10 protein-coding genes and 1 pseudogene are annotated in these 12634 nt (G+C 47.4%); 6 read left to right on the forward strand and 5 right to left on the reverse strand.

Features of this window, described 5'->3' with window-relative positions:
• Position 1: 1 nt before the first annotated feature.
• From HOL16_06355 to rpsD, 3 genes are all read left to right on the forward strand, one after another.
• Positions 2–1402, forward strand: a complete 1401-nt coding sequence (locus HOL16_06355) for a cysteine--tRNA ligase (protein ID MBT5390307.1) — start codon at positions 2–4, stop codon at positions 1400–1402.
• A gap of 4 nt (positions 1403–1406) precedes the next feature.
• Positions 1407–2165: an RNA methyltransferase gene (locus HOL16_06360; protein ID MBT5390308.1), complete on the forward strand. Its 759-nt coding sequence runs from the start codon at positions 1407–1409 to the stop codon at positions 2163–2165.
• An 82-nt stretch (positions 2166–2247) separates the two neighbouring features.
• Positions 2248–2865, forward strand: coding sequence for a 30S ribosomal protein S4 (rpsD, locus tag HOL16_06365; GenBank protein MBT5390309.1), 618 nt, complete (start codon positions 2248–2250; stop codon positions 2863–2865).
• A 47-nt stretch (positions 2866–2912) separates the two neighbouring features.
• On the opposite strand, the gene HOL16_06370 is transcribed toward rpsD, so the two are convergent.
• The 4 genes from HOL16_06370 to polA form a co-directional block, all read right to left on the reverse strand.
• Positions 2913–3422, reverse strand: coding sequence for a hypothetical protein (locus tag HOL16_06370; protein MBT5390310.1), 510 nt, complete (start codon positions 3420–3422; stop codon positions 2913–2915).
• A 99-nt stretch (positions 3423–3521) separates the two neighbouring features.
• The gene (locus HOL16_06375; GenBank protein ID MBT5390311.1) at positions 3522–3851 is read right to left on the reverse strand and encodes a hypothetical protein; all 330 of its coding nucleotides are present in this window, start codon (positions 3849–3851) and stop codon (positions 3522–3524) included.
• Positions 3852–3902: 51 nt separating this feature from the next.
• Complete coding sequence (gene grxD, locus HOL16_06380; GenBank protein MBT5390312.1) at positions 3903–4244, reverse strand: Grx4 family monothiol glutaredoxin; 342 nt, start codon at positions 4242–4244, stop codon at positions 3903–3905.
• A gap of 132 nt (positions 4245–4376) precedes the next feature.
• A complete protein-coding gene (polA, locus tag HOL16_06385) occupies positions 4377–7082 on the reverse strand; it encodes a DNA polymerase I (GenBank protein MBT5390313.1) in 2706 nt (901 codons plus the stop codon).
• A gap of 170 nt (positions 7083–7252) precedes the next feature.
• Here polA and HOL16_06390 point away from each other — a divergent pair, with 170 nt between their 5' ends.
• The 3 genes and pseudogenes from HOL16_06390 to rocD all read left to right on the forward strand — a co-directional run bounded on the left by HOL16_06390 (position 7253) and on the right by rocD (position 9875).
• Complete coding sequence (locus tag HOL16_06390; protein MBT5390314.1) at positions 7253–7495, forward strand: hypothetical protein; 243 nt, start codon at positions 7253–7255, stop codon at positions 7493–7495.
• A 124-nt stretch (positions 7496–7619) separates the two neighbouring features.
• A complete protein-coding gene (gene rocF / locus HOL16_06395) occupies positions 7620–8552 on the forward strand; it encodes an arginase (protein MBT5390315.1) in 933 nt (310 codons plus the stop codon).
• A gap of 94 nt (positions 8553–8646) precedes the next feature.
• Positions 8647–9875 (forward strand): annotated as a pseudogene (gene rocD / locus HOL16_06400) (ornithine--oxo-acid transaminase).
• Positions 9876–10460: 585 nt separating this feature from the next.
• Here rocD and HOL16_06405 read toward each other — a convergent pair.
• Positions 10461–12634, reverse strand: a 2174-nt coding sequence (locus tag HOL16_06405) for a hypothetical protein (GenBank protein MBT5390316.1), incomplete at its 5' end; no start/stop codon positions are given.

The following is a 12634-nucleotide window of genomic DNA, read 5'->3' on the forward strand; positions in this document are numbered from 1 at the left end:
CATGACTGACTCCACGATCACACCAAAATTTTATAACACCCTAACTTTGCGGGAAGAACCCTTCATCCCCCTGGATCCAGAGAATGTTAGGATGTACGTATGCGGCCCCACGGTCTATGACTATGCCCATATTGGAAACGCTAGACCCGCCGTGATCTTTGATACCCTCTATCGGTTTTTTAAAATTCTTTACCCAAAGGTTACCTACGTCCGAAATATCACCGATGTAGATGATAAAATTATCAAAGCTTCTGAGGAGACGAAAGAATCCATCGAGGATATTACAAAACGCACCACACAAGCCTATCATGATGACATGGCAGCCCTGAATACGTTACTACCGGACATCCAGCCAAAAGCCACTGAACATATCCTGGAAATGATCCAAATGATCAAAATCCTTGTGGATAAAGGTCACGCTTACGAAGCTGAAGGGCACGTTCTTTTCAGTGTCTCTTCGGACCCATCCTATGGCTGTCTCTCCCACAGGAACCGCAAAGAAATGATTGCAGGCGCCCGTGTTGAGGTCGCCTCCTATAAGAAAAACCCTGCCGATTTCGTTTTGTGGAAGCCCTCAAGCGATGATGTGCCCGGATGGGGAAGCCCCTGGGGTCGAGGTCGCCCCGGCTGGCACATTGAATGCTCAGCTATGAGCCAAAAATACCTCGGCAACACTTTCGATATTCACGGCGGCGGACAGGATCTTATTTTCCCCCATCACGAGAATGAGCTGGCTCAAAGCACCTGCGCCCACAGTGGAGCTCCTTTTGCTCGCTATTGGCTACACAACGGATACCTAACCATCCGTGGAGAAAAAATGTCCAAATCTCTTGGCAATTTCCGCACGGTTCACGAACTTTTGGAACATGTACCAGGAGAAGTCATCCGCTATGCCCTCCTTTCCGCCCATTATCGGCAACCTCTGGACTGGTCCGAAGACAGTATCTTGCAAGCAAAAGCGAGTTTAGACCGACTCTATACGGTATTACGTCAATTCGACCATCAAAAGCCCGATCCCAGTAGCGAACCCTCACAAAAACTGCAAAAAGCCCTAGCTGATGATTTGGGTACGCCTCAAGCGCTGGCCCACCTCCACGCGTTGGCCACAAACTTCAATAAGTCCAAGAACGAAAAAGAAAAAGCTGAAATTCACCAAATGCTCCTAAGGGACGGACAACTTCTCGGCCTTCTGGAGAAAAAACCAGAACAGTGGTTTAAGGATCTCCCCCAAAGCCACAATGGTCTCCATGAAGAAGAAATTGAAAAATTGATTACGGCTCGTGAAACCGCCAGAGGCCAAAAGGACTTTGCAGAAGCTGACCGGATTCGCAAAGAACTGGAAAGCAATGGGATCTCCCTAGAGGACACGCCATCTGGAACCCTCTGGCGACACACAGGATAAAATAATGCCCAAGGGAACTAAGCAGCCTCCTGTCGTAATATTGGTGGACCCAGCCCATGATGGGAATATTGGATCCACGGCCCGAGCCATGTGCAATTTTGGCCTAAAAGATCTTCGGTTAGTCCGACCAAAAGAAAACTGGCTCACCCTTTTCACTCGACAAATGGCTTCTGGTGCCAACGAAATTCTGCACAATGTGAAGATTTTCGAATCAACCCAGGACGCAGTATCAGATATAAACCGCCTATATGCTTCTACGGCAAGGCCTCGTGATATGATCAAGCCTGTTGTTACCCCGAATCAAGCCGCCATAGAAATGTGTCAGGCTTCAGATGACGGTGAGAAAGTTGGGATCCTCTTTGGGACAGAAGTTTCCGGACTGGTGAACGAGGATGTGGTGCTCGCCGATAGTATCATCCAGATTAACCTGAGCCCTGACTTTCCCTCCCTCAACCTAGCCCAAGCTGTTCTCTTGATCTCCTATGAATGGTTTCAAAAGGCCACAACCACCCTCCGACCAGACCGTTTCCTTCGTCGAGGAAAAACGCCTCCTGCCACCCAAGAAGATTTGATGGGCTTTTACGGTCACTTAGAAGGTGAACTAGACAAGTCTTATTTCTGGCGCACACCTGAGAAACGCCCCGACATGATTCGAAGCATCCGGAATATTTTTGGCCGCAGTCAATTAACCCATCAGGAAATCCAAACCCTCCGAGGCATAATTACAGCCCTCGTCCATCATCGGTGGCGTGAAAAAAATTAGTTTGACAAAAGAACAGAATCCAGTATACGTATTTGGATCGCGTGATAAGTATAGTATTTGTTTTACCAGATAGGTTTGTTGAATGTCAAAACGCCTCGAGTCAAAGTACAAAATTAACCGCCGCCTAGGCGTAAATCTTTGGGGTCGCCCCAAGAGTCCTTTGAATAAAAGAGATTATGGACCCGGACAGCATGGCCCTACCCGTCGTAGAAAGATTTCCGACTATGGGCTTCAGTTGAACGCAAAGCAAAAACTTCGTGGCCACTATGGCAACATTACAGAGCGTCAGTTCCGCAAAATTTATGCCGAAGCCGTTCGTCGCAGAGGTGACACGGGAGAAAACTTGGTAGGCCTCCTAGAGCATCGCTTGGATGCCGTTGTCTATCGTTTAAAGTTTGTCCCCACGGTATTTTCAGCCCGTCAATTCGTCAACCACGGCCACGTCCTTGTGAACGGAAAAAAGGTCAATATTCCTTCCTACCGCTTGCAAGTTGGAGATGTTGTCGAGGTTAAGGAAAAGTCAAAGACCCTGGATATAGTCATGGTCGCATCTCAATCTCCCGAGAGAGAAATTCCAGACTACCTAGAGCTGGACACTAAAAAATTCAAAGGAACGCTTTTAAGAACACCAAAGCTAGAGGATGTTCCTTACCCATGTCAGATGGAACCGAACCTGGTTATTGAGTACTACTCTCGATAGTTACACAGAGTTTCAATAGAAAAGCCCCCTCCTTCCGGGGGCTTTTTTTATGGATGCTTTTTCGGAAGAGGTGGAACAGGCGGTACATGAAGAGGACAGCTGCAGTTAAGAGAACAGCCTTTTAGTTGGCACTTCTTTTTGTTCAAACAACATTCAGGACAGTCTGTACACTCGCAAGGACACGCCATATCAGAGAACTCTAAGGGAGACTCTTCTGTGAACTCTTCTCCCTCTTCCATGGGTAATTCTAAAGTTTCAGAGCTTCTTTGCTCACTCGCCTCATTCTTACCAGGTTGAATTATTTTGGGAACAAAGGCCTGTTTGTCAACATGGAGCTTACGCATACGGTTCGGCTTCAAGCCTGCCTGAACCCGTTGGCTTTCCCTTTGTTCTTCGGCCTTTCTAATTTTACCTTGATGCTTTGGCCCCTCCGCCTTCTGCTCCGAAGTTGCCTTATCGGGAACTTCATCCTCAACGGTCGACCGAAGCGCCGAAGCCTCAAAGCACGAGAAACATGCCCCTAGAATAAACAAAATTGGAAGTAGCCTTGGCCTCATGAATTTCCTCTCTTCCCATAGTTTTTACCGCAAAAGGGAGAGAAGGTGAAGGTTATTTAGCTGAAAAGAAATTATTCCTTCTTAATCACATAATTCCTACTAAGCATCAGGACATATTTTCTTTACTTCTTTAGGTTTCAGATCTAATAATTTTGAGCATTCAGCTGTATGCTTACAAAAATATTTTGTAAAACAACATTTTGTCATTTCAACAGGGTGCTTGCCAGTAACAACTTTGCATTTGTCACCAATCTTCTTTTGCAACTCTTTAAAAACGCAAACTATCTGATGACCATCCTTTGTCGGGGCCCAAACTCCACAGTCACCGCCAACAAGCTTCTGTGCCTCCGAAGCACCTTTGCCATTACTATTCGCGTTAAAACCCAAAAACAAAGCACCAATTACGGCTAAATACAAAAATTTTTTCATGTTTTTTTCAAAACCCCTCTTACAACGTTGAGTAACGCTTTTTTTGGAACCTTAGTCTCTTGCCCTCTTAATATCAATGCCTTTCTCTTGGTAAAGTTCTTCCAGCTCCCCTGATTCGTACATTTCTCGGATAATGTCACAACCGCCAATAAACTCTCCCTTTACATACAGCTGAGGGATCGTGGGCCAATCACTAAAGGTTTTGATGCCTTCCCGCACGTCGGGATCTTCCATGACATTAACGCTTTTATAGGGAGCCTTGAGATGCTCTAAGATCTGAGCCACCACCGATGAAAATCCGCACATGGGCAATTTGGGCGTTCCCTTCATATACAAAACGATATCGTTGTCTTTAATATCTTTTTGAATAACGGCATGGATAGGTTCGGTCATAGAAGGCTCCTTTATGGCTCAATATTGGTATTTTCTAGGGACTTCATACGCTTCCAATTGCTGTGGGTCAAGGAATAGATGTCCTTTGCCCTACTCAATCAGTGCAGCAAGCTTCACTCCATGCACCAGGACTCAGTGAGCCTTTGCCCAGGTGACACCCTCTTTTATGCCCACTTCTAGAGGAACGCTGAGAGAGCCGGCACTCATCATAATCTTTCGGATAGACTCCGACAAAATCTTAGCCTCTTGGAGAGGGGCTTCAAACAACAGTTCATCATGGACTTGAAGCAATAGCTTTGCCGCTAGCTTGTTCTTTGCCAGTGCCCCTGGCACCTGAATCATGGCCCGTTTGATAATATCGGCAGCCGTCCCCTGGAGAGGGGCATTTACTGCTTGGCGCTCGGCAAAATTTCGCCGCTGAAAATTCCCCTCACCTATGGCAGGAATATGAATCCGCCGCCCAAACAGGGTCTCAACATACCCATGCTTACGAGCAAACTCTTTGGTCTTTTCAACATAATCTTGGATACCAGGATATTGCTCGAAATAGGACTTAATATATTTTCCCGCATCCTCCCTTGGAATACCCAACTGACGGGCAAGACCAAATGCACTGATGCCATAGATGATTCCAAAGTTTATGGCCTTGGCCCGATAGCGCAGATCTGCCTCGACTTTGTCCACGGGCACACCGAACATCTGTGATGCCGTAATGGCGTGAATATCACGCCCTTCCCGAAAAGCCTCTTTCAAAACCGGAATATCCGCCATATGGGCCAGCAACCGTAGCTCAATCTGAGAGTAGTCCAAGGATACAAAGGTATGGCCTTCCTTTGCCACAAAGGCCTCCCGTATTTTCATGCCCGTTTCCGTTCGGATGGGAATATTCTGCAAATTGGGATCGGTAGACGACAAGCGGCCCGTTGAGGCAATGGTCATGCCATAAGACGTGTGAACCCGCCCTGTCTTTGGATTCATTTCCTCTAAAAGCGCATCGGAATAGGTGCTTTTCAATTTAGCTAAATGGCGCCACTTTAGAACCTTGTCGGGCAAATCGTGGCCCATAACTGCCAGCTCTTCCAGCACGTCGGCACTGGTGCTAAAGCCTGTCTTACCCTTTTTAGTGGGCGTCATCCCCATTTCATCAAATAAGACTTCCCCCAACTGACGCGGCGACGCAATATTAAAGGGATGGCCAGCAAGCTCATGAATCTCAGCCTCCAGGACTACCAATTTTTCAGAAAATTCCCGACTTAACGCCCGCAGTCTCTCTGGATCGACCAGAATCCCCTCATTTTCCATTTCGACTAAAACAGGTACTAACGGCCGTTCCAACGTCTCATAAACGGAAACCATGCGCTCCTTTAAAAGCCGTGGCTTTAGGGCGCCATAGAGCGCCATGGTTACATCTGCATCTTCAGCCGCATATTGGCAGGCCTTGTCCAGAGGCACATAATCAAAGGTAATTTCCTTTTGACCCGTGCCCACCACATCCTTATATTTTACAGTCGAACGGCCCAAATGGCGCTCGGCCAAGGCATCCATATTGTGATTATTTTTGCCGCAATCTAATACGTAGGAAATGAGCATGGTGTCGTCTATGGGCCCGAGGTCGATGCCATATTTTTTCAGAACCAACATATCGTACTTTAGGTTCTGGCCGATTTTCAGAACACTAGGATCCTCCAGCAAGGGCTTTAGGAGTTTCAGGGCCTCATCCCGTGGAATTTGGCGCACTGATTCCATGGGGACCGCTCCCTGATGGGCCACGGGAACATAGCAGGCCTCCCCTTCGGCAACTGACAGGGAAAACCCCACAAGATCAGCCTCCATGGCATTCAGCGAAGTTGTTTCCGTATCGAAGCCCACATAGCCCAACTTGCGCGCCCGTCCAATCCAGCCTTCTAAAACGGATAGCTCCTGCACCAATTGGTATGTCTTTGCCGGAGACTCGTCCCCAGGCTTGGACTTTTGATTCCGTTCCAGGCGGATTACAATGTTGTTAAAGCCTTGCTCTCTCAAATAAGAAAACAGTACATGTTCATCCATTTGGGGAATGAGAAAGTCCTCAAAAGTCTCCTCAATGGGAACATCTTCTTTCAGCTGCACCAATCTTTTAGAAATCCGCGCGTCCTCTGCGTGATCTATAAGCTTTTGCCGACGAGCCGGTTGTTTAATTTCGCCGGCCCTCTCTAAAAGGGTTTCCACATCTCCATAGATTTTGATAAGTTCTGCGGCCGTCTTAACGCCGATGCCCGGCACTCCTGGGACATTATCACTACTATCGCCCGCCAGTGCCTGAACCTCCACCACTTTTTCAGGAGGCACCCCAAACTTTTCAATGACTTCAGGCACCCCAATGGAACGGTTCTTAAGAGGGTCTCTCATTTCAATGTTGCCCCCCACCAATTGCATCAAATCCTTGTCAGAGGAAATAATGGTCACTTTTGCCCCTTGAGCCTCCGCCATACGAGCATAAGTTGCAATAAGATCATCGGCTTCAAACCCTTTCATCTCAACCATGGGAAGCTGTAGAGCCTTACAGGCCTCTCGAATAAGGGGAAATTGGACGATAAGATCCTCTGGAGTCTCGGACCTGTTGGCCTTATAATCCTTGTAAATATCCATGCGAAAGGTTTCACGGCCCGCATCAAACACCACAGCCAAATGATCAGAAGAGACCTCGTCTCGTAACTTCAACATCATGTTCACAAATCCATAAACAGCCCCCACGGGCGTTCCGTCCGTTCGGGTAAGGGGCGGCAAGCCATAGTAGGCCCGAAAGATATAGCCAGAGCCATCTACGAGATATATGTGTTTTAAATCTTTGGTTTCCATTGCTAATTCCATAATGACCCTTTCCTATCACATTTTTATCACCTTTTTGATACAAAAAAAGTTACAATGAAAATGTATGAAGAAAAAAAAGCTTGGGGCTTTGGAGAGATTGTTTTTTTTCCGTTATTCACGGCAAAAAGCATCCCCAAAGATAAAAAATGGAGGCTGAAATGGGGCGTACAAATAGGTTTTACACACTCGTTCTTGGGAGTCTACTCCTGGCATTCTTGATAGTACCTGCTGCTAACTCAAAGAGTATAGATGTAAAACTCCGTGCTGAACATATGGAGGAGACAGAAATGGCATCCTCCAAGAAGAGTGCGGATACTGGAATACAGCGCTCTACAGAATCCATTTTAGACGATGTCAGACGAGCTAAAGCAAATAGTGGCCTCGTTTCGCAGCTCCCCTGATAACGTCTAAAAATAAAAAATCTTATCTAAAATTCAAACGATTACCGTTTCTGGCCCAAAACCCGCCTTGACAAGGTGCGATTAAAGGGAGAAATTAGCGCGTATCATAGAGAGGGTATTCGTTATGAATAATTCATCACCACAAACGAACTTATCAATCATCGGTGCACCAACTGATATTGGGGCGAGCCTTAGAGGATCTTGCATGGGCCCAGAAGCGTTGAGAGTCGCCCATATTGAAAAAAGATTGACTGAGATGGGCTATCGAGTCAAAGATCGACGTAACCTGAGTGGCCCCCTAAATCCGGAAGAAGAACCCCAAGGAGGCTTTCGCCACCTTAAAGAAACTCTCGCGTGGGCCAAGATGACAAGAGACGCCGTTACTGGAATCCTCAAGGATGGAGACCTCCCCATCATATTGGGCGGGGACCATTCCGTCTCCATGGGATCAATCTCTGCCGTTGCTCATCATTGTAAGCAGCAAAAAAAGCCGCTCATGGTTTTTTGGCTAGATGCCCATACGGACTTCAACACAAAGCATACAACGCCTACATATAATACCCACGGTATGGCCGTCTCCATGTTGTGTGGCGTCAATAATGAAGAGCTGCTTTCCATTGGCTATGAGACACCCGTATTACAGACAGATCAGGTGGTTTTCATTGGCATTCGATCAGTCGACCCTCTTGAGTTAAAGTTGGTGCGTGAAAATGGCATGGCCGTCTTTGACATGCAGACGATCGATAAACACGGCATGGATTATGTGATGGATGGCGCCCTCGAAAAAGCGAAAAAGTTGAAGGCTCACATCCATGTTAGCTTTGATCTAGATTTTTTGGATCCTTACGTTGCCCCTGGTGTGGGAACATGTGTTCATGGGGGCGTTACCTTCCGAGAGGCCAGACTCTGCATGGAAAGAATTTATGAATCGGGCCTTTTTGGATCGTTGGACATTACAGAACTCAATCCGGCCCTAGATCATAAAAATAAAACAGCAAAAATCGCTGCCACTCTTGTTGAGAGCCTATTTGGACGTAAGTACCCGGATCAATACTAGTATTGATCCCTAAACTAATGCTAATATGCCGGTGATAAAGCCCTCGTGGGACGATGAGGGCCGCTAAAAAATATAAGGCATGGCAGGCAGACGTATGACCAAAAGAGACACAACCAGATCCGCTCAAATTATAGAAAAAGCAGATAAATTTATCTCCCCCTGCTATTCGCCCCTCCCGGTGATTATAGAACGGGGCGAAGGCGTTTGGGCCTATGATATTGACGGAAACAAATACTTAGATTGCCTCAGTGCTTATTCCGCCGTGAATCAGGGCCACTGTCACCCTAAAATCCTCAAGGCAATGTACGAGAGCAAGCAAAACGGCTTACACTGCCTTCACGGGCCTTTTATAACGAAGTGAGAGCCGATTTCATAGAAAAACTATGCAAATTTTGCCATATGGAGATGGCTTTGCCCATGAATTCGGGATCAGAGGCCGTCGAAACGGCCATCAAGGTCATGCGCAAATGGGGCTATATGATCAAAAAGGTTCCTAAAGATAAGGCTGAAATTATTGTTTGCCGTAATAATTTCCATGGTCGCACCACGACCGTTATTAGTTTTTCAACCGATCTCCAGTATAGAAAGGATTTTGACCCCCTTACCCCTGGCTTTAAAGTTATCGACTTTGGGGATGCGAAGCAATTGGAAGAAGCCATAACTGAAAACACCGTGGCCTTTTTGGTTGAGCCTATTCAAGGGGAAGGCGGCATCATTGTGCCTCCTGATGGCTATTTAAGCCAAGTTCGCAAGATCTGTACTGAGCACAACGTCTTGATGGCCTGCGATGAGATTCAAACAGGATTAGGGCGCACGGGAACTCTTTTTGCTTATGAACATGACTCCGATGCCAAGCCCGATGTTTTAATCCTAGGAAAGGCCCTTAGTGGCGGTTTTTACCCCGTTTCAGCTGTTGTCGCCTCCGAAGAAATTTTAGGCGTCTTCCAGCCCGGTGATCACGGCAGCACCTTTGGGGGCAACCCACTTGCCTCTGCCATCGCCAGTGCAGCCTTAGATGTCACCATTGAAGAAGACTTGACCAAAAACTCTCGAGAGCTGGGGGCCTATCTCCACACAGAACTCCGCAAAATCTCCTCCCGTCATATAAAGGAAATCCGCGGCCGTGGCCTTTTTGTCGGCATTGAGATTAAAGAGTCCTCTGGTCTCGCGCGCCCCTTTTGCGAAAAGCTGATGACCATGGGCCTGCTCAGCAAAGAAACCCATGAACAAATCATCCGACTCGCCCCGCCCCTGATCATCACGAAGGAAGAGGTGGATATCATTATCAAAACCGTCCGAAAGCTTTTTGAAGAAGCGGAGTGAGGGGTATCGCAGCAACAGCTAAAAACCGTCATTCCGGAGCCTAGGAACTCTGGACGAACCGGCGTCTTAAGCCGGTGAGACATAGAGTGAGTTGGCATCGCGGAATCCATACAATCAGATGACAGAGAACAGTAAAGTGCCTTGCAGCAACCATTAAATCTGACCTCAGAGCTCTGTCCTCTGATTCCTGTACTATGGATCCCGCGCTCATAAGAAATTCTATGGCGCACCTTCGGCTTGCCAAGAATTCCTAATGGCCGGGAAGACGGGCTTTGGCTGAATAACAAGCTTTGGCCGTGTGTAGAAGACTGCAATACTGTCTGATTCCCGTCATTCCGGAGCCTAGGAACTCTAGCTGAGCAGGCGTCTTAAGCCGGTGAAGCAGAGAGTGAGTTGGCATCGCGGAATCCATGGATAGGAAGATTTCAAATATCGCAGATAACCGTTACTACGAGACACTTTTCTGAAATCTAGCCTCTCCCCTTCTAACACCAGTCTTTTCCCCTCTCTGGCATCCGAAGACTCCTCAAAAAAAAGCGGCCCTTCCGAAGAAGAGCCGCTGGTGTCTTTATTTAAACAATCAACCTAAAAGGAAGCAGCTGCCATGTAGAGACTCCCAATACCTGCACTCGCGACGATTTGATCCCCACCATCTTCACCGGAAGCAACTTGATTACCATCTTCATTGGAAGCAACTTGGTTCTCGTCCTCTTCGCTGGCAACAACTTCATTACCATCTTCATTGGAAGCAACCTGGTTCTCGTCTTCCTCACTGGCGACGACTTGATTATCCCCCTCTTCGCTATCAGCGACTGGGTTATCATCCATCTGGTTGGCAAATAACTCATTCGAATCATCTGATCCTTCAAAGGTTTTATCGAGGTGCGCGACATCTTCATCATCACTAGCGTCATCACCTCCTGTACCACCTCCGGCATCGTCTCCGAAATCTTCACCAAAGGAAATGAGCGTAGTATCAGTATCTGTCCCGGTTGGCTCAATGATCACGAGTGTCCCTTGTGGATCCTGCTGACCACCGCCACTTCCATCATTAGCCTCTCTAAGACTATCACCAAGGAAGGTCAGCTGATTGTCATCCAGACCCAAAAGAATTTCAGTTGGCAGTCCTGAACTGGCAGCTCCACTGACAAGATTTCCTGTTCCAAAGCTAAATCCGGTTAGTTCGGAAAGTGTTAACAGTATAAGGCTAGCCGAACCTGGGAAATTGAAGTTCGTACTTCCAAAGGTCATAACTTTAAGATTGCTAGAGCCTCCTCCATTATCTAGAGAAGCAATAACAATATCACCCGATGCAGTATGTGTTCCAAGTACTGCTATTCCATCATCTCTACGGTTTTCAATTCCATAGTCACCGCCAGAAGTATTTGTACCACTGGTCGTTCCTAGATTGGCCACTCTCGTTATGAGATCTATTGCACCACCTGTCGCGCTCAGTACCAGGGTCCCTGCAGTTACATTAATGCTTCCACCACCCGATTGTGTGATACCACCACTATTAGCCGTCAACGTCATGGTTTCAGTAGTAGCTAGCGCGATACCACTACTAAAGGTGATAGATGGTGCATAGAGCTCCATTGAGTATGCCAGAGCTGTTGTATCTCCGATATTATCTGCAACATTCAACGCACCTGTATTGGTCCCATTTGAATAACCAATGATAAGAGAACCACTAGGAGCAACACCACCCTCTAAGAAAGCCGATGTAAAGGCAAGATTACCTGTGGCCCCATCACCCACACCAATGGTCTGAGACAACGTACTTGGACGCATGGTGATATTACCAGATGATGCAGTCAATGTATCAGTACCCGTTGGCAAGTTACTAACTGTATCCGCCGTATAGATTTGGTTACCTAGCGTCGTTGTCCACGTAAAGTTGCTTGCAAAGTTAAGATTGTTTGCACCAACATTTAAGGTAAGGACGTCAGTCGATGCTGTTCCCGATACCGTGAGGTCACCTGACAGAGCTAAGTTCGCCGCTGAGTTAGTGAACGCAAATGACGTTGCTGTTGCTCCACTTGGATCTAGGGCTGTAACGTTGTTCGCTCCCGTTAAGCTTACCGCTCCTGTGGCCGTCAACGTTAACTCGGTGGCTGACAATAATACACCTGTTCCTGAGATTCCTGCTCCGATCAACGTGATCTCTCCAGTGCCTGTTGTCGTCAATCCATTACTTACGGCAATATCACGACCTGTCGCTGTAAACGTGATTCCGCCATTCAGATCTGCCGCTAACGCCCCGGAGATATTTAAGTTACCTGCCGTGTTCGTGAATGAGAATGAGCTTGGCGTCTCTCCACTACCATCTAGGGCTGTGACGTTGTTCGCTCCCGTTAGGCTTACCGCTCCTGTGGCCGTTAACGTTAACTCGGTGGCTGACAACAAGACACCTGTTCCAGAAATACCCGATCCGATCAACGTGATCTCTCCAGTACCCGTCGTCGTCAATCCATTACTTACGGCAATATCACGACCTGTCGCTGTAAACGTGATTCCGCCATTCAGATCTGCCACTAACGCGCCGGAGATATCTAAGTTACCTGCCGTGTTCGTGAACGCAAAGGATGTTGGCGTATCTCCACTACCGTCTATAGCCGTTACGTTGTTCGCTCCCGTTAAGCTTACGGCGCCTGTGGCCGTTAACGTTAGCTCGGTAGCTGACAACAAGACACCCGTTCCAGAAATACCCGATCCGATCAACGTGATCTCTCCTGTTCCCGTCGTCGTCAATCCATTAC

Source organism: Alphaproteobacteria bacterium (genome assembly GCA_018662925.1).
Lineage (GTDB): Bacteria > Pseudomonadota > Alphaproteobacteria > 16-39-46 > JABJFC01 > JABJFC01.

Excerpts from the sequence above, each read along its gene's own strand:
- HOL16_06360 (MBT5390308.1), top strand. The coding sequence starts at position 1,407 with ATGCCCAAGGGAACTAAGCAGCCTCCTGTCGTAATATTGGTGGACCCA.
- HOL16_06370 (MBT5390310.1), bottom strand. The coding sequence starts at position 3,422 with ATGAGGCCAAGGCTACTTCCAATTTTGTTTATTCTAGGGGCATGTTTC.
- grxD (MBT5390312.1), bottom strand. The coding sequence starts at position 4,244 with ATGACCGAACCTATCCATGCCGTTATTCAAAAAGATATTAAAGACAAC.
- HOL16_06355 (MBT5390307.1), top strand. The coding sequence starts at position 2 with ATGACTGACTCCACGATCACACCAAAATTTTATAACACCCTAACTTTG.
- rpsD (MBT5390309.1), top strand. The coding sequence starts at position 2,248 with ATGTCAAAACGCCTCGAGTCAAAGTACAAAATTAACCGCCGCCTAGGC.
- HOL16_06390 (MBT5390314.1), top strand. The coding sequence starts at position 7,253 with ATGGGGCGTACAAATAGGTTTTACACACTCGTTCTTGGGAGTCTACTC.
- rocF (MBT5390315.1), top strand. The coding sequence starts at position 7,620 with ATGAATAATTCATCACCACAAACGAACTTATCAATCATCGGTGCACCA.
- HOL16_06375 (MBT5390311.1), bottom strand. The coding sequence starts at position 3,851 with ATGAAAAAATTTTTGTATTTAGCCGTAATTGGTGCTTTGTTTTTGGGT.
- polA (MBT5390313.1), bottom strand. The coding sequence starts at position 7,082 with ATGGAAACCAAAGATTTAAAACACATATATCTCGTAGATGGCTCTGGC.